This is a genomic window from Panacagrimonas sp. (assembly GCF_965216805.1).
GTDB lineage: Bacteria > Pseudomonadota > Gammaproteobacteria > Nevskiales > Nevskiaceae > Panacagrimonas.
In genome coordinates, this window is record NZ_CBDCGN010000002.1 from 1,556,600 (window position 1) to 1,571,601 (window position 15,002).

A 15,002-nucleotide genomic window follows, 5' to 3' on the forward strand; every position below is an offset into this window, starting at 1 on the left:
GACGGTGGCGGCGGTCATGAATCGGTGTTTGGGCAGGAGTAAGCTTTCGGTCAGTGAATCACGGAGTTGAAATCATGAGCCGAAGCATCAAGGCCGAACTGATCGAGATCGCCCAGAACCTCCCCGAGGACTGCACTTACGAGGACATGCAGTACCAGCTCTACGTGCGGACCAAGATTCAGCGCGGAATCGAGGAGGCGCAGGCCGGCCACGTCGTGCCGCACGAAGAGGTGAAGCAGCGCTTCGCAGAGCGATGGGCCGCAAAGTAGTCTGGTCGCGGCAGGCGCTGGACGACCTCGACGAGATCGAGCGCTTCATTCAACAGGACTCGGATTTTTATGCGCGTGCCGTCGTCCAGCGCCTTCTTGACGTGGCGGAATCCGTAGCCGATCAACCGCAGATGGGACGGAGGGTGTCAGAGTTTGATTTGGATTCGGTCCGCGAGCGCATCGTCTACAGCTATCGGGTGATCTATCGCCTTTCGGAGTTTCTGATCGAGATCGTGGCAGTGATCCATGGCGGCCGCCTCATCAGACCTGTCGCAGCGCGACTGACCTCGCCATCATGAAAGAAGCCCCCCGCGAAACCCTGAAAGTCGTTCGCCTCAAGCATCGGCGCGACGCGCTGTTCAAGCTCAAGGCGGACTGGGCGCCGGCCGGCGACCAACCGGCCGCCATTTCCGGCATGGTGGAAAACCTGGAAGCCGGCGTGGCGCATCAAACGCTGCTCGGCGTCACCGGCTCGGGCAAGACGTATTCGATCGCCAACGTCATTCACCAGGTGCAGCGACCGACTTTGGTGCTGGCACCGAACAAGACGCTGGCCGCGCAGCTCTACGGCGAGTTCAAGGAATTCTTCCCGGACAATGCGGTGGAGTATTTCGTCTCCTATTACGACTACTACCAGCCGGAAGCCTACGTTCCCAGCACCGACACCTTCATCGAGAAGGACAGCTCGATCAACGAGCACATCGAACAGATGCGCCTGTCGGCGACCAAGGCGCTGATGGAGCGGCGCGACTCGATCATCGTCGCCTCGGTGTCCGCGATCTACGGACTCGGCGACCCCGAGAGCTACTTCAAGATGGTGCTGCACCTGAAGGTGGGTGATCGCATCGACCAGCGTGGCCTGATCCGTCAGCTCGCCTCCATGCAGTACACCCGCAACGAGATGGATCTGGTGCGCGGCACCTATCGCGTGCGCGGGGATGTCATCGATATTCATCCGGCGGAGACCGACGACGAAGCGGTGCGCGTGGAACTGTTCGACGACCAGATCGAGACCGTCAGCATCTTCGATCCGCTCACCGGCGAGCTGCGCCAGAAGGTGCCGCGTTACACGGTGTATCCGAAGTCGCACTACGTGACGCCGCGCGAAAAGGTGATGGCGATGTTCGATGCCATCAAGGACGAGATGCGCGAGCGGGTGAAGTACTTCCAGGCCAACGGCAAGCTGCTGGAGGCGCAGCGGCTGGAACAGCGCACCACCTTCGATCTGGAGATGATCCAGGAAGTGGGCTTCTGCTCCGGCATCGAGAACTACAGCCGTTATCTTTCGGGGCGCGGCCCCGGCGAGCCGCCACCCTGCCTGTTCGACTACCTGCCGCCGGATGCAGTGGTGGTGATCGACGAATCCCATGTCACCGTTCCGCAGCTCGGGGCCATGTACAAGGGCGACCGCAGTCGCAAGGAGACGCTGGTCGAGTACGGTTTCCGCCTGCCCAGCGCGATGGACAACCGGCCGCTGAAGTTCGAGGAATTCGAGCGCCTGGTGCCGCAGAGCATTTACGTGTCGGCCACACCGGGCCCTTACGAGAAGGAGAAATCCGGATCAAGCATCATCGAACAGGTGGTGCGGCCGACCGGCCTGGTCGACCCGCAGGTCGAGATCCGCCCGGCGCGCACCCAGGTCGATGACGTGCTCGGCGAAATCCGCATTCGCGCCGACAAGCACGAGCGCGTGCTGATCACCGTGCTCACCAAGCGCATGGCCGAGGACCTCACCGATTATCTGCACGAAAACGGCGTCAGGGTGCGCTACATGCACTCGGATGTCGACACGGTCGAGCGCGCGGAAATCATCCGCGATCTGAGACTGGGCGTGTTCGATGTGCTGGTCGGCATCAACCTGCTGCGCGAGGGCCTGGACCTGCCGGAGGTGTCGCTGGTGGCGATTCTGGACGCCGACAAGGAAGGCTTTCTGCGCTCGGATCGCTCCCTGATCCAGACCATCGGCCGCGCTGCGCGCCACCTGGAGGGCCGGGCGATTCTGTATGCCGACCACATCACCGATTCCATGCGCCGCTCCATCGACGAGACCGACCGTCGTCGCGCCAAGCAGGTCGCGCACAACCTGGCGCACGGCATCACCCCGCGCGGCGTGGAGAAGCGCATCGCCGACCTGATGCGCTACGGCTACGACGACGGCAGCAGCAAGGTGCTCAAGGCGGCCGAGAAGAAGGGCGCCTACGCCGCCAGGCTCACGCCGGAACTGCTGGGCAAGAAGATCGCCAAGCTGGAAAAGGAGATGCGCGCGGCCGCGCAGAACCTGGAGTTCGAAAAGGCCGCCAAGCTGCGCGACGAAGTGCGCGTACTGCGCCAGCAGTTGCTGGTCGATGCCGCGTGAGCCGAACCTGAGCGCCGATCCGCGACGCGGCCGCGGCGTCCTTTCAGCCCATTCTGTCGAGCGGGCTGATCACGCCCCGACCGCCGCGATTCAGCACGTGCGTGTAGATCATCGTAGTGCTCACATCCGAACGCCCGAGCAACTCCTGCACCGTGCGGATGTCGTACCCGCCTTCCAGCAGATGCGTGGCGAACGAATGGCGCAGCGCATGGGGATACACCGGCGTGGCTGCGGTCGATTCCAGGGCCCAGCTGATCGTCCATGCCCAGGCCTTCGGAACGGGCCAGGAGAACGCCCTGCTGCCGGAAGTGGCTGAACACGTCCGGTCCCACTTTGCCTCGCTGGGCAAGCCTGACCGTTTCGAGCACGCCACCGTGCTGGGTGATTCGGGCTATCCAGCGAAGCCAGCCTGAAGGCCCTTCACGATGTCGGCATTGAGGCCCTGGTGGCCGACAACGGCTTTCGAAAGCGCGACCCGAAGTTTGCGGATGCCTGGAAGCACAAGCCCAAGGACAAGCAGCGCAAGCCCGGTGAGCGTCGATCAAAGGGGTTTCAGCACGCCGACTTCAGCTACGACCCCGACAAGAAGACCTGCATCTGCCCCAACGGGCAGGCGCTCAAGCTGAGCAGCGCCAGGGTCGTGATCAAGGGCCGAACCGGAGTGAGCTTCGAAGGCACCAGAGCCCTCTGCCAGCGCTGCCCGCTCAAGGCAAAGTGCATGCGCAAGCCTGATGTCAGTCCCTATCGGCAGATCACCTTCTTCGACGGCAGGAAGATGTCGGAAGCCAACCCGCATACACAGGCGATGCGGCGACGCATCGACACCCGAGCCGGGCGCCTGACCTACAGCCGAAGGCTGGGCATCGTCGAGCCGGTCTTCGGCAATCTGCACACGCATCGTCTCACGCGGTTCACGATGCGATCCCGAAGAAAGGTCGATGCGCAGTGGAAGCTGTTTGCACTGGGGCACAACATCCAGAAGCTCCGGCATGCGGCGCCATAGCCGTCCGAATCGGCTTGGAAGCGCCCCTGGACGAGCGTATGGTCGAGGCATGCACACATTGCCGGGGAAGCAGCGCTGATGAAAGCCAATAGCCCGACAGCGAATCTTGGGCGGTCGAATCGGCAGCGACCGGGATCATGGGCCGTGGATGGCGTTTTTCTACAGGCTCGTTGGGCATCAGGAAAAGCATGCGCCTGAATCCTCAAATCGTCGGAAACCTCGGCTTGTATTGGTGCTGCTACAAGCTTTCTCTCCTCGGTTGGAACGCTATGCCCACCGCTCGCAACGCGCGTGGCGTTGACATCATCGCGTACAGCAGCGATGCATCAAGATTCAAAGGCATTCAGGTCAAAGCGCTCAGTAAGCGCAATCCTGTCCCCCTCGGCAAAGACCTGGAAAAGTGCATGGGTGATTTCTGGGTCATCATCAACAAGGTGGCATCAGAGTCCCCTTCGGCTTTCATTCTCACGCCAGATGAAGTCAAGTCGAGCGCGCACCGAGGAGAGAAAGACGGCAAGGTTTCGTACTGGCTGCAGCCGAGTAGCTATGAGAAGCCAGAGTTCAAAGAGGCATGGGGCCGCATTGGCCACGGCGGGCTTGATGCCCAACCATTGGCTCCACCCGACGTCCCTGCCGCCGCTTCGCGTCGCCAGGGCCGCGGGTGAGCCGGGGCGTTGGACCTAAAAGCGATCAGATCGTCGCGTCGCGATATGCCTTCAGCACTGCGTTCATTCTGGTCTGCCAGCCATCACCCTGCGCGCGGTACCACGCCAGTACTTCTGCATCTACACGCAGCGCAATTTGGGCTTTCTTTTCTCCAACAGCTTTCGGCGGGCGCCCGCGCTTCGCCCGGTATTCTTCGGCACCCTTATGCGGAGTCGCGCCATCCCAAACAGCCAGCACAGCTCTTCGGTCCTTGGCGTCGTAAGGCACGTCAGCCTTTGGGGTATGCACGGAAGTACGCTTCTTGTTCATGGGGTTCTGCCTCTCTACATGAAATCATGCGGGGGCCGTCCTCTCGGTCGGTCCACACCAGCACCATAACTCTGCCGCTCAACCATCCCAGGCTCATCAAGCCTTTGTTCGCCATATGCTTCTCGCGTGTCTTCACGCGTCAGCATCGGTGCATCAAACACCGGCTCACACTCGGCCAAGTCAATGGCATGCTTACGCAAGTTCTTCTTGCGCTTGGGCGGGTCGTAGGTCATGGCCGTATTTATCGTATATGCGGTTATTCGGCACCGCAAGGTCCAACAACGCGTACAGCCGTCCGCGCCTTGCGGGGCCGCCGCTGAACCTGGTGTTAGGCCTCAGATTCCATCCTGCGCGTGCTCTCTATCCTCGAACAATCCATGAACGCCAACATGATCCGCTGGCTCGGCGAAGCAACAGTCGCCAGCGCAATGCCTTTCCCCGAGATCGTCGGCAAACTCATTTCTGAAGGCGTCGAGTACTACCATGTTGACTACGTGTTATCGCAGTTTTGCTTCTACGGCACTGCAGGCGGCGTAGTCGTTGTCCCGCTGCTCCTCGGCGCACCCAGGCCCATCGAACCTTTGCTGGACGAGGAAGCGCTACGGTCAGCCATCGTGGATAGTCAACAGAATGGTCAGAAGTTCAAGGACTTCTCGCGTCGCGCTGTGGAGTCGGGAGTAGCTGGGTACTTCGCATTCCTAAGCGGCAAACGTGTCATCTACTTCGGTCGCAAGGGCGATCAGCATGTTGAATGGTTCCCAGGTGCGAAGCCGGCTGAGGCCTGACCCTTCGCTCGGCCGACCCGCTACGACAGCCAGTGCCTGGCCGCTCAAGGCAACAGTGGTCATCTTCCCTCCGCGGCTCAGCGGCTTCCGCTTCCGCGGGCGGCTCAGCTTGATTGTTAGGCCCAAGAAAAAAAAGGAGCATCGCAATGGCCAGGTATCTGATCTCGTTTCCGAGCGCCGCGATGGTCGTGCCGGACGGCGAGTTGGAGGCGGTGGGCCGCGCCGCGAACGACGTAGTTGAAGAAGCAAAGGCAGCTGGCGTCTATGTCTTCGCCTGCGGCATCAACGAAGATGTTCCGCCCGCGCTGGTCTCAGCAGACGGGGCTGTCTCCGCTGGTGGCTACCCGTGGGCGCCCCCGCTCAACGGCGGATTTACCGTGCTTGAGCTGCCCTCCCGCGAAGAAGCAGTAACGTGGGCCGCGCGCATCGCTAAAGCCTGTCGTTGCAGCCAAGAGCTGCGTGTCGTTGCTTGATGCGCAATCTTGAAGGCAGCAGGGTGTGCGGGCCTGACCTGCTGGCCGTTCCTCGGACCGTTTGAGGCTTAAGATTCCAGCTCAATAATGTCGTTCGCCTCCGATCGTCGTCGTCAAACGACTCGGCACCCGAATCTGCAAGGATCGCGCATCATGAATTCCACACGTATCGCCGTGCTCGGCGCCGCCGGGCGCATGGGCCGTGCCGTCATCCAGGCGGCTGCCACGGCCGGATTGCCGCTGGGCGCCGCTTTCGAACGCGTGGGGGCCGCGGAATTGCAGCGCGATGCTGGTGAACTGGCCGGTCTGGAAACAGCCGGCGTGCGGATCGGCAGCGACGTGCGCGCGGCGCTGGCGGACTTCGACGTGCTGGTCGACTTCACGCGTCCGGAGGGCACGCTGGCCGCGCTGGAGGCCTGCGTGGAGGGCGGTCGTGGCATGGTCATCGGCACCACCGGGTTCAGCGCCGAGCAGCAGGCCGCCATCGAGGCGGCCGCGCAGCGCATCCCCATCGTCAAGGCCGGCAACTTCAGCCTGGGCGTCAACCTGTGCCTGCACCTGCTGGAACAGGCCGCCGCCGCGCTGGGCGAGGACTTCGACGTCGAGATTGTCGAGGCACACCACAAGCACAAGGTCGACGCGCCCAGCGGCACTGCGCTGATGATGGGTGAGGCGGTGGCCCGGGGTGCCGGCAAGGTTCTGGCCGAACATGCCGTGTACGAACGCTACGGTCACACCGGTGCACGTTCGCGCGGGGCCATCGGCTTCTCTACCGTGCGCGGCGGCGATGTGGTGGGCGATCACACCGTGATGTTCCTGGGCGAAGGTGAGCGCGTGGAGATCACCCACAAGGCCAGCTCGCGTCTCAACTTTGCCAATGGCGCGGTGCGCGCGGCGCGCTGGCTGCAGGGCCGGGCGCCCGGTCTTTACAGCATGCGGGACGTGATCGGTGGCTGAGTGGTTGTGGTCGCGCCGCGGCGCACTGCGGCGTCCGGAGCAGGCCGTATGAAAGCGATCCTACTGAAGCTGATTGATCAGATTCGCACGAGCTTCTGGTTTCTGCCGTCGCTGATGGCGATGTTCGCAGTGGCGCTTGCGTTCGGCATGGTCGCGCTCGACCAGCACTTCCGGCACGGCGACGAACTGCGTGCACTCGCCTGGGCTTACGGCGGTGGCGCGGAAAGCGCGAGCGCGGTGATGCAGACCATTGCGGGCTCGATGATCACCATTGCCGGGGTGGTGTTCTCGCTGACCTTGGTCGCCTTGTCGCTGGCGTCATCGCAGTTCGGACCGCGACTGCTGCGCAATTTCATGCGCGACTCCACCAATCAGGTCGTGCTGGGCACCTTTGTCGCCACGTTCCTGTACTGCCTGCTGGTACTGCGCGCGATCCGCTACACGGGTGATCAGCCCTTCGTGCCGCATCTTTCCGTCACCCTGGGGGTTGCGTTCGCGCTGGCCAGTCTGTGGGTGCTGATCTACTTCATCCATCACGTTTCGGTGTCGATTCAGGCCGACGAAATCATCGCCAGAATCGCCAAGGAAATGGCGGGAAGTATTGAACGGGTATTTCCGCAGCAACTGGGAGAGGCTTCGCCTGCGGGCGTACAGCGGCCCGCCGGCTTCGACGCTGAGGCGGTCGCAGTCGCCGCGGACGGGGACGGATACCTGCAGATCATCAACGCCGACGAGCTGCTGTCGCTGGCAACCAATCATGACGCGGTGCTGGAGATCCAGCGGCGCCCGGGACACTACGTGGTGCGTGGCGAGCCGCTGATCAAGTGGTGGCCAGGGCGACGCGTGGACCACGAACTCGCCCGCCGGATCAACTCTGCATTCGTGCTCGGCACCCAGCGCACGCCCACGCAGGACTTTGAGTACTCGCTGTTGCAGCTCGTCGAGGTCGCGGTGCGCGCGCTGTCACCCGGCGTCAACGATCCGTTCACCGCCATCCGCTGCATTGACCGGCTGGGCTCGGCGCTGTGCTGTCTGTCGCAGCGCGAAATGCCGAGCCCTTATCGAATGGATGATCAGCAGCATCTGCGCATCATTGCCCCCACGATTGGGTTTTCGGAGATGCTCGATGCAGCTTTCAACCAGATCCGCCAGAACGCGCGCGCCAATGCCGCGGTGAGCATCCGGCTGCTGGAAATGCTGGCGATCATCGCTCGCGCGGCCGACCGCTCCGAGGACCTCGCGGCGATACGTCGGCATGCCGACATGGTGCACGCCGGCGCCAACGAGGCGCTGCCGGAGGCCGGCGACCGCGCCGACGTCCATCAGCGCTTTCAAGGCGTCTGTGAGTCCATCAGCCAGCGCGGCGACCGCCTGCGTGCGGCTAGCTGAGAAATCACGGCAGCTCAGATTCGAGCGGATGTCTGCCCAGTTTGACCCCGAATCCCCGACGCACCCGTTCACACCGACACCCCAGACCCAAGGAGTGTGTCGATGCGTACCCTCATCCTTTTCTCGAGCGTGCTGCTCAGTGCAGTCACGCTGTTGTCGGCCTGCAGCCAGACCGCGTCCCGCGCGCCCACGACCGCGACGGTCGTGGAGCCCGCCCCGGTCCTGGCTGAACCGGCCGGACCCCAGCCGGCGGAACCCGAGGCACCGGATCTGCCGCTGCGCGACGCGTCGCGCGACATGACCCGCAAGCTCGAGGTGCAGCAGCGCAGCCAGGAGGTGGAGATGCGGCGCATGGTGAAGCCGGCGCCGTCCAGCGCCGGCATGGCGTATTACGCGCCACCGCCGCCACCGCCGGTTTTCGTCCAGCCCGAGAACCGCGACAACTACGCCAGCCTTGACCGCAACGCGGTGCAGCGCGTGGCCGAGAACCCGGTGTCCACTTTCAGCGTGGACGTGGACACCGGCAGCTATGCCAACGTGCGGCGTTACCTGACCCAAGGCCAGTTGCCGCCGCGCGACGCCGTGCGGGTAGAAGAGTTCATCAACAACTTCGACTACGGCTACAGCGCGCCGCGTGATCGCGACCAGCCGTTTGCGGTGCTGACCGAGATCGCGCCCACGCCGTGGAACGACAAGACCCACCTGCTGCGGGTCGGCCTCCAGGGCTGGAAGCCGCAGACCCGACCGGTCGGCACCAACCTGGTGTTTCTGGTCGACGTGTCCGGCTCCATGCTCGACGCCGACAAGCTGCCGCTGGTGAAGACCGCGCTGAAGATGCTGCTGGAAGACCTGAGCGCGCGCGACCGCATCAGCCTGGTGGTCTACGCCGGGGCTTCGGGTGTGGTGCTGGAGCCCACGCCGGGCGATCAGCGCCAGCACATCGCGGCGGCGCTGGACCGGCTGGAGGCCGGTGGTTCCACCAACGGCGGCGCGGGCATTCAGCTCGCGTATGCGATGGCCCGTCAGGGCTGGATCGAAGGCGGTGTCAACCGCGTGCTGCTGGCCACCGATGGCGACTTCAATGTCGGCACCACGCGCTTCGAGACCCTGCTGGACCTGGTCAGGGAACAGCGGCGCAGCGGCATTGCGCTGACCACCCTGGGCTTCGGCCAGGGCAATTACAACGATCATCTGATGGAGCAGCTGGCCAACGTCGGCGACGGCAATCATGCCTACATCGATTCAGCGCAGGAGGCGCACAAGGTGCTGGTGCGCCAGCGCGAGGCGACGCTCACCACCATCGCGCGTGACGTCAAGATCCAGATCGAGTTCAACCCGGCCGCGGTCGCCGAGTACCGCCTGATCGGCTACGAGAACCGTGCGCTGGCGCGCGAGGACTTTGCGAATGACGCGGTGGATGCCGGCGAGATCGGCGCAGGTCACACCGTTACCGCGCTCTACGAGATCGCCTTGGCCGGCTCGGGCGGCGAGAAGATTCCGGCCTTGCGCTATGGCGCCGAGTCGGCGGCGGACTCGCGAACGCAGGAGCTGGCGCACCTGCGCCTGCGCTACAAGCGCCCCGAGGATGGCGCCGACGCCGCCAGCCGACTGATCGAGCGTGCGCTGAGCCGCCGCGAAATCCTGCAGCGCCCGGAGCAGATGAGCGACAGCCTGCGCCTGGCCGCCGCGGTGGCCGCCTTTGGCCAGCGTCTGGCGGGGGACGTGAACCTGGGGGCCTTCGACTACACTCGGATCGAGCAACTGGCGGCGTCGGTCGGCGACGATCCCTACGGTGACCGCGCCGGATTCCGCCAGTTGCTGCGCACGGCCAAGGCCCTGTCGGTGCAGGCCGGTGTGGACGCGGTGACACCCATCGGAGGGTAGTGTCTGGAGGCAACGCTCGCGACGGCGGCACCGGTCGAGCACCGGGACGAGATCGCCGACGAACAGCTCATGCAGCGCTACCAGCGCGGGGACGCGGCCGCCTTCGAGACCTTGTATCGAAGGCACCGCGACCCCGTGTACCGCTATCTGCTGCGTGGCATCTCCGATCGGGAGCGTGCGCAGGAATTGTTCCAGGAGGTGTGGGGCTCGGTGGTACGCGCGCGCGCCAGTTGGGAACCGCGCGCCAAGTTCACCACCTGGTTGTATCGCCTGGCGCACAACCGGCTGGTGGACGAATACCGCGCCGCGCGTCTGCCCACCGATACCCTGGACGACGAACTGGCCGTGGCCGCGCCCGAGCATCTGCAGCCCGAATCCGCCGTGTCCGGCCAGCAGCGCTTGCACCGCGTGCTGCAGGCGGTGCAGGGCTTGCCGCCGGAGCAGCGCCAGGCCTTTCTGCTCAAGGAAGAAGGCGGCATGAGCCTGGAACAGATCGGTGAGGTCACCGGCGTCGGGCGCGAAACCGTCAAGAGCCGGCTGCGTTACGCGCTGGCCAAGCTGCGGCTGGAGTTGAGCGATGTCCTCTGATCCGTTCTCTGATCGGCGCCCCGACGATCGCGAGCTGGAGGATTTCCTGGCCGGCCGCCATCCGCTGAGCCGCGCCTATCGCGACGCGGCTCAGCAGGAAGGCGCTCCACCCGAACTGGATGCCGACATCCTGGCCGCCGCCCGTGACGCCGCGCGCCAGCCGATTCCGCGGCGCCGTCCGCGTTGGCTGCAGCCGATGGCATTTGCCGCGACCTTGGCCCTGGGCGTGGCGGTGTTGCTGCAACTGCGCCACGAACCCGCGGTACAAGCGCCGCTGGAGGTGTCCGTACGCGCGCCGGCCTCAAACCCAGAGGCGGCGAAGCCTCTGGCTGCGCCATTGCCGCAAACACCCGCATCGGAGCGCAGGGACGGGGCCGAGCAGCCAGCGCCCAAGGCCGAAGACGAAGAGGTCAGCGGTGACGCGCCATTGCGCCGACCGCAGGTCGCAGGTGGCGCCTCCGTGCCGCCCATAGGTGCGCCGTCATCTGCTCCGGCCGCCGCCGGTGCGCCGGTTCCCGCGCCTTCGGGCGACGCTGCGCCCGATCCTGCCGCGCCGCCGCCACCGCCAGCCGCCGAAGCGTCGGAGTCGGAAGCGCGACGATATTCGGCGGTGCCCGCGCCAGACTCGGCGCAGAAGGCCGAGCGCGAGCTGATGCAATCGCGAGGCGAAGACGCGTCGCGTGCCCGCAGGCGGGTGCAGGCGGAGTCGGCGGCAAAGGCGAGTCCTGAACCGCCGGCCTCGTCGGGCGTCGACGGCCAGCTTGGAGCAGCCGCACAGGACGAGTTCGAACCGGGTTCGCCGCAGGACTGGTTCGCGCGCATCCGCGCACGCTTGCGCGAGGACGACCCAAGCGCTGCGCATGCCCTGCTGCAGGATTTTCGCAAGGCCTATCCCGAAGAGGCGCTGCCGTCGGATCTGGAAGCGCTGGACCGCCAGCGGTCGAGCGACCCGCCGGACTGAACCGCTGCGGCGTTCAGGGTTGCAGCGACTGCCGGCAGAATCGACCGCTGCCTTGGCATACGCTTTTGTGGCGACGTCAGGCCCAAGGCTGGCGTCGGTGCGCTTTGTCGCGAGTGGCGATCAGACTGATCGCTGCACCGGTCGTGCTACTGCACCCACACCTCGACTCGCCGGTTCTTGTTGCGGCCGGCTTCGGTGGAGTTCGACGCCACCGGAATGGCGGGACCGAAGCCGGCGACGACTTTCGGGAATACGCCGTGCGCCTGCAGCTGTGCCTCGACTGCACGAGCACGCTCCTGCGACAGCGCAATGTTGGCGGCGGGGTCGCCGAAGCTGTCGGTGAAGCCCAGCAGCAGCGGTGTGCGCGCGGGCTGTGTTTCGAGAAAGTCAATCAGGCGGCCGAGGTCGCGCTGACCCTTGGTATCGAGCCGGTAGCTGGCCGGCTCGAAGCGGAAATTCAGCGACAGACGCTCGGCGTCGCGGGTGAGCTGCACGTAATCGGTCGGCAAGCCGGGTTCCAGGCGCGGGCGTTCCGCGTAGATGTTCTGCGATACCAGGCCCACTTCCTTGACCACTTCCTGTCCCGCGCTGGAATGCGCGAATTTGACGAAGTCACGCAGCTCGGTGGTCGCCGGTTTGGCCGGCAGGTAGAAGTACAGGCGCCGCGACAACGGATAGTCCTCGGTGCCGACGGTGAACGAAGTGGGCACGATGGCCAGTGCTCCGGGGGCCTCGGCAATGCCCAGCGCCTTGGCGTTGCGCACGTAGGGCAGCCCGATGAAGCCGATGGCGTTGGTGGAGGCGGCGACGTTGTCGGACAGCTCGGTGGACGATTCGTAACGCTTGGCTGACGCTGCGAGTTTCCTGCCGTGCGCCTCCAGCACCAGCGACTTGAAGGTGTCGTAGGTGCCCGACAGATCGTCGCGCGCATGCAGCTCGATCGGCGCGGGCGGGTTGCCGAGCTGGCTCCAGTCGGTCACTTCGCCGGCGAAGATCCGCGCCACGGTTTCGGACGTCATCGACGCGATCGGATTGGCGCGGTGGACCACCACCGCCAGACCGTCGAGTCCGGCCACCACTTCAGAGCCCGGCGCCGACAGGTCGCCGTGTTGCGCGGCGAGCGCCTGGACTTCCTTGGGCTTGATGCGACGCGAGGACATGCCCAGGTCGGCGGTGCCCTTGGCCAGGTCCTGGAAGGCGGTGCTGGAACCGTGCGAATGCAGTTCCACCTGCCAGCGTTCGCCGCGATCGGTGAAGTCTCCGCTGACCACGCGCTCGCCGACGACGTCGGTGTTGTCGACGCGGGTCTGGTCGGCGCCTTCGGCCTTCATCCAGCGCTCGATCAGGGCGGGTGCCAGTTCTTCGCCGACGGTATTGGAGCCGTGCAGGCGAAAGATGGTGCGGCTGGCCATCGCCTCGCTGTCGGTGTCGGCGGCCGCGTCCTTCTGCAGCGCGGGCCGGGACGCGGCCACCTCCGCAGTCCTGGATGTCGCCACGGGGCGGGTGAAAAACCAGGCCAGGATCGCCACCACCAGGGTCACGCCCGCCACTGCCGCCCAGTTGAGGCCTGAGCCGACCGGCATGCCGGCCGCAACGGAGGGACGATCGTCGGGCTGCGGACGGATCAGGCGCGCCAAGCGCATGCGCTCGGGATCGCCGCTGGCCTCGGCCTCGTCCAGCAGCGCCTTGAGCCTGGCGGGGTCGGCCAACAGGTCGCGCAACTTGGTGCTGTGGACCGAGCCGTGGCGGTCGGATTGCAGCTTGAGCTGCCAGATCAGCTGCTGCGTCTGTTCGGGCGCGTTGCGGGTGCTGGCCATGCGGTGTTCCGGGCTGACGTCGTCGCGAGGCCGCGCTTTATACGGCGGCGACGATGACAGGACGGTGACGAGGTGCCGCGTTCAGCCCAGCTTGCCCAACTCCCGTCGCAACTCGAATTCGCGCGAGGCGACGCAGGTTTCCAGATCGCGCAGGCGCTGTTCCATGCGGGCATAGCGGCGCTGCAGGGTGTGCGCGCTCTCGGCGGGGTCCTGCGGTGAGCTGCCGGAAGTGCATTGCACGGCGTGGGGCTCGCCGCGATCGACTTCCATCAGGTACCACAGCACCAGGTAGACGATCGCGACCGGAAACACGCCACCAAAGAACAGCCCCAATACCGCGAGCACGCGGATCAGCTTGGCATTCCAGCCGAAGTGGGCCGCGATGCCCGCGCAGACGCCGGCGATGAGGCCGGCGCGCGGATAGCGCTTGAGCTGCAGGCCGTCTCGCTTATTCCACATCGCGCTTCCTCCAGCCGGGGGCCTCGTGATCCAGCAGTTTTTCCAGCGCTTCGATGCGCTGTTCCATGCGCGCGGCATGCCGCGACAGATCGCCCAGCGGAGGACCACCAGGCGACGAAGGATCGGCATCCGATTTCCGGCGGCGGTCCAGGTACCACAGCAACATGCCCGGCAGGATCACCAGCAGGCAGACGATGGCGACGATGCTTTCGACCAAGGCCGTGCTCCGTTAACGAGAAGGTCGCCGTGGGCGGCGCCAAGCGGTATCGGCGCTGCTGCCTGACTGGCGGTGGAATTCGTCACTCATGGGTGCAGATTCCCGCGCTGCAAGGCGGCGCGGCTCAGGACCGCTCCGGTGCCGGCGCCGGCGGCTGCTCCCTGAGCTTGCCCAGGCGCGCGCGCAGCTCGGCGATCTCCGCTTCGAGCTGGTCTTCGGTCTGCATGCGGTTGAACTCGTCGTGCAAGGCGTGCCGGCCCAGATCGTAGCTTTCCAGCTCGGCTTCCATGCGATCGATGCGCCCCTCGTAACGCTCCATGCGCAGCACCGCATCCTGCATGCGGCGATCATCCAGCTGGCCCTGCACGCGCAGACGCGAGGACAGCGACTGCTGGCGCAAAACGATGACCTTCTGCCGTGCGCGGGCGTCGTCCAGTTTGGCCTTGAGCCGGCCGGTGTCGACGTCCAGCCGCGCAATGTCCTCGTCCAGATGCGCCAGCTCTTTCTCCAGTCCGGCGACCTGCTCCTGTGCCCGATTGCGCGCGCCCAGGGCGCCACGCGCCAGATCCTCGCGGTCCTTGGTGATCGCCAGTTCGGCCTTGGCCTGCCAGTCGGTGGCCTCGCGATTCAGGCTTTGCAGGGCACGCTGGACTTCCTTCTTGCGCGCCAGGCTGCGCACGCTGCTGGAGCGCACTTCCACCAGCGTGTCCTCCATCTCCTGGATGATCAGCCGGATCATCTTCTCCGGGTCCTCGGCCTTGTCGAGCATGGCGTGGAGGTTGGAATTGATGACGTCCGACAGTCGCGAAAAGATGCCCATGACCAGATGCTCCTGCTGAAAATCGTATGGCGTGCCGAAGGAGTAGCGA

At 65.2% G+C, this 15,002-nt stretch carries 19 protein-coding genes and 1 pseudogene; 13 read left to right on the forward strand and 7 right to left on the reverse strand.

Annotated elements, in window-relative coordinates:
* Positions 1–74 precede the first annotated feature (74 nt).
* The 3 genes from ACOOHP_RS07430 to uvrB are packed head-to-tail and all read left to right on the forward strand — an operon-like array spanning position 75 to position 2,625.
* Entirely contained in the window at positions 75–269 is a 195-nt protein-coding gene (locus tag ACOOHP_RS07430; RefSeq protein ID WP_420465817.1) for a hypothetical protein, read from the forward strand.
* Complete coding sequence (locus ACOOHP_RS07435; protein ID WP_420465818.1) at positions 254–568, forward strand: type II toxin-antitoxin system RelE/ParE family toxin; 315 nt, start codon at positions 254–256, stop codon at positions 566–568. The genes ACOOHP_RS07430 and ACOOHP_RS07435 overlap by 16 nt, the downstream gene beginning before the upstream one ends.
* Complete coding sequence (gene uvrB, locus ACOOHP_RS07440; RefSeq protein ID WP_420465819.1) at positions 565–2,625, forward strand: excinuclease ABC subunit UvrB; 2,061 nt, start codon at positions 565–567, stop codon at positions 2,623–2,625. The genes ACOOHP_RS07435 and uvrB overlap by 4 nt, the downstream gene beginning before the upstream one ends.
* 43 nt (positions 2,626–2,668) lie before the next feature.
* On the opposite strand, the pseudogene ACOOHP_RS07445 reads toward uvrB, so the two are convergent.
* Positions 2,669–2,848: pseudogene (locus ACOOHP_RS07445) on the reverse strand (tyrosine-type recombinase/integrase); the annotation flags it as partial.
* A 1-nt stretch (position 2,849) separates the two neighbouring features.
* Here ACOOHP_RS07445 and ACOOHP_RS07450 point away from each other — a divergent pair.
* The 3 genes from ACOOHP_RS07450 to ACOOHP_RS07460 all read left to right on the forward strand — a co-directional run bounded on the left by ACOOHP_RS07450 (position 2,850) and on the right by ACOOHP_RS07460 (position 4,293).
* On the forward strand, positions 2,850–3,038 hold the full coding sequence (locus ACOOHP_RS07450; protein ID WP_420466993.1) for a hypothetical protein: 189 nt from the start codon (positions 2,850–2,852) through the stop codon (positions 3,036–3,038).
* 32 nt (positions 3,039–3,070) lie between these two features.
* Complete coding sequence (locus ACOOHP_RS07455) at positions 3,071–3,628, forward strand: transposase (protein WP_420465820.1); 558 nt, start codon at positions 3,071–3,073, stop codon at positions 3,626–3,628.
* Positions 3,629–3,816: 188 nt separating this feature from the next.
* Positions 3,817–4,293, forward strand: a complete 477-nt coding sequence (locus ACOOHP_RS07460; protein WP_420465821.1) for a hypothetical protein — start codon at positions 3,817–3,819, stop codon at positions 4,291–4,293.
* Positions 4,294–4,318: 25 nt separating this feature from the next.
* Here the strand turns inward: ACOOHP_RS07460 and ACOOHP_RS07465 are convergent, their stop codons facing one another.
* Together ACOOHP_RS07465 and ACOOHP_RS07470 are read right to left on the reverse strand one after the other, a co-directional pair.
* Positions 4,319–4,603, reverse strand: coding sequence for a BrnA antitoxin family protein (locus ACOOHP_RS07465; protein WP_420465822.1), 285 nt, complete (start codon positions 4,601–4,603; stop codon positions 4,319–4,321).
* 14 nt (positions 4,604–4,617) lie between these two features.
* Positions 4,618–4,836: a BrnT family toxin gene (locus ACOOHP_RS07470; protein WP_420465823.1), complete on the reverse strand. Its 219-nt coding sequence runs from the start codon at positions 4,834–4,836 to the stop codon at positions 4,618–4,620.
* Positions 4,837–4,980: 144 nt separating this feature from the next.
* On the opposite strand from ACOOHP_RS07470, the gene ACOOHP_RS07475 reads away from it, so the two are divergent.
* The 7 genes from ACOOHP_RS07475 (at position 4,981) to ACOOHP_RS07505 (ending at position 11,640) form a co-directional block, all read left to right on the forward strand.
* Entirely contained in the window at positions 4,981–5,388 is a 408-nt protein-coding gene (locus ACOOHP_RS07475; RefSeq protein WP_420465824.1) for a DUF1398 family protein, read from the forward strand.
* A gap of 146 nt (positions 5,389–5,534) precedes the next feature.
* Positions 5,535–5,861 carry a YciI family protein gene (locus ACOOHP_RS07480; protein WP_420465825.1) on the forward strand — a complete coding sequence of 109 codons (327 nt, stop codon included), beginning with the start codon at positions 5,535–5,537 and terminating at the stop codon, positions 5,859–5,861.
* Between the two features lie 153 nt (positions 5,862–6,014).
* Positions 6,015–6,818, forward strand: coding sequence for a 4-hydroxy-tetrahydrodipicolinate reductase (dapB, locus tag ACOOHP_RS07485; protein ID WP_420465826.1), 804 nt, complete (start codon positions 6,015–6,017; stop codon positions 6,816–6,818).
* A gap of 48 nt (positions 6,819–6,866) precedes the next feature.
* Entirely contained in the window at positions 6,867–8,207 is a 1,341-nt protein-coding gene (locus tag ACOOHP_RS07490; protein WP_420465827.1) for a DUF2254 domain-containing protein, read from the forward strand.
* A 102-nt stretch (positions 8,208–8,309) separates the two neighbouring features.
* Positions 8,310–10,091, forward strand: a complete 1,782-nt coding sequence (locus ACOOHP_RS07495; RefSeq protein WP_420465828.1) for a vWA domain-containing protein — start codon at positions 8,310–8,312, stop codon at positions 10,089–10,091.
* 69 nt (positions 10,092–10,160) lie between these two features.
* Complete coding sequence (locus ACOOHP_RS07500; protein ID WP_420465829.1) at positions 10,161–10,679, forward strand: RNA polymerase sigma factor; 519 nt, start codon at positions 10,161–10,163, stop codon at positions 10,677–10,679.
* Positions 10,669–11,640, forward strand: a complete 972-nt coding sequence (locus tag ACOOHP_RS07505) for a hypothetical protein (RefSeq protein ID WP_420465830.1) — start codon at positions 10,669–10,671, stop codon at positions 11,638–11,640. Before ACOOHP_RS07500 ends, ACOOHP_RS07505 begins: the two co-directional genes overlap by 11 nt.
* 146 nt (positions 11,641–11,786) lie before the next feature.
* Here ACOOHP_RS07505 and ACOOHP_RS07510 read toward each other — a convergent pair whose 3' ends face one another.
* The 4 genes from ACOOHP_RS07510 to pspA form a co-directional block, all read right to left on the reverse strand.
* Positions 11,787–13,457 carry a phosphate ABC transporter substrate-binding/OmpA family protein gene (locus ACOOHP_RS07510; RefSeq protein WP_420465831.1) on the reverse strand — a complete coding sequence of 557 codons (1,671 nt, stop codon included), beginning with the start codon at positions 13,455–13,457 and terminating at the stop codon, positions 11,787–11,789.
* An 81-nt stretch (positions 13,458–13,538) separates the two neighbouring features.
* Positions 13,539–13,916, reverse strand: coding sequence for a PspC domain-containing protein (locus tag ACOOHP_RS07515; protein WP_420465832.1), 378 nt, complete (start codon positions 13,914–13,916; stop codon positions 13,539–13,541).
* Positions 13,906–14,133, reverse strand: coding sequence for an envelope stress response membrane protein PspB (gene pspB, locus ACOOHP_RS07520; protein WP_420465833.1), 228 nt, complete (start codon positions 14,131–14,133; stop codon positions 13,906–13,908). Before pspB ends, ACOOHP_RS07515 begins: the two co-directional genes overlap by 11 nt.
* 124 nt (positions 14,134–14,257) lie before the next feature.
* Positions 14,258–14,953: a phage shock protein PspA gene (gene pspA / locus ACOOHP_RS07525; protein WP_420465834.1), complete on the reverse strand. Its 696-nt coding sequence runs from the start codon at positions 14,951–14,953 to the stop codon at positions 14,258–14,260.
* Positions 14,954–15,002: the final 49 nt, after the last annotated feature.

What these genes read in the sequence shown, in the direction of transcription:
- ACOOHP_RS07430 (WP_420465817.1), top strand. Translation starts at nt 75, where the DNA reads ATGAGCCGAAGCATCAAGGCCGAACTGATCGAGATCGCCCAGAACCTC.
- ACOOHP_RS07435 (WP_420465818.1), top strand. Translation starts at nt 254, where the DNA reads ATGGGCCGCAAAGTAGTCTGGTCGCGGCAGGCGCTGGACGACCTCGAC.
- uvrB (WP_420465819.1), top strand. Translation starts at nt 565, where the DNA reads ATGAAAGAAGCCCCCCGCGAAACCCTGAAAGTCGTTCGCCTCAAGCAT.
- ACOOHP_RS07460 (WP_420465821.1), top strand. Translation starts at nt 3,817, where the DNA reads ATGCGCCTGAATCCTCAAATCGTCGGAAACCTCGGCTTGTATTGGTGC.
- ACOOHP_RS07465 (WP_420465822.1), bottom strand. Translation starts at nt 4,603, where the DNA reads ATGAACAAGAAGCGTACTTCCGTGCATACCCCAAAGGCTGACGTGCCT.
- ACOOHP_RS07470 (WP_420465823.1), bottom strand. Translation starts at nt 4,836, where the DNA reads ATGACCTACGACCCGCCCAAGCGCAAGAAGAACTTGCGTAAGCATGCC.
- ACOOHP_RS07475 (WP_420465824.1), top strand. Translation starts at nt 4,981, where the DNA reads ATGAACGCCAACATGATCCGCTGGCTCGGCGAAGCAACAGTCGCCAGC.
- ACOOHP_RS07480 (WP_420465825.1), top strand. Translation starts at nt 5,535, where the DNA reads ATGGCCAGGTATCTGATCTCGTTTCCGAGCGCCGCGATGGTCGTGCCG.
- dapB (WP_420465826.1), top strand. Translation starts at nt 6,015, where the DNA reads ATGAATTCCACACGTATCGCCGTGCTCGGCGCCGCCGGGCGCATGGGC.
- ACOOHP_RS07490 (WP_420465827.1), top strand. Translation starts at nt 6,867, where the DNA reads ATGAAAGCGATCCTACTGAAGCTGATTGATCAGATTCGCACGAGCTTC.
- ACOOHP_RS07495 (WP_420465828.1), top strand. Translation starts at nt 8,310, where the DNA reads ATGCGTACCCTCATCCTTTTCTCGAGCGTGCTGCTCAGTGCAGTCACG.
- ACOOHP_RS07500 (WP_420465829.1), top strand. Translation starts at nt 10,161, where the DNA reads ATGCAGCGCTACCAGCGCGGGGACGCGGCCGCCTTCGAGACCTTGTAT.
- ACOOHP_RS07505 (WP_420465830.1), top strand. Translation starts at nt 10,669, where the DNA reads ATGTCCTCTGATCCGTTCTCTGATCGGCGCCCCGACGATCGCGAGCTG.
- ACOOHP_RS07510 (WP_420465831.1), bottom strand. Translation starts at nt 13,457, where the DNA reads ATGGCCAGCACCCGCAACGCGCCCGAACAGACGCAGCAGCTGATCTGG.
- ACOOHP_RS07515 (WP_420465832.1), bottom strand. Translation starts at nt 13,916, where the DNA reads ATGTGGAATAAGCGAGACGGCCTGCAGCTCAAGCGCTATCCGCGCGCC.
- pspA (WP_420465834.1), bottom strand. Translation starts at nt 14,953, where the DNA reads ATGGGCATCTTTTCGCGACTGTCGGACGTCATCAATTCCAACCTCCAC.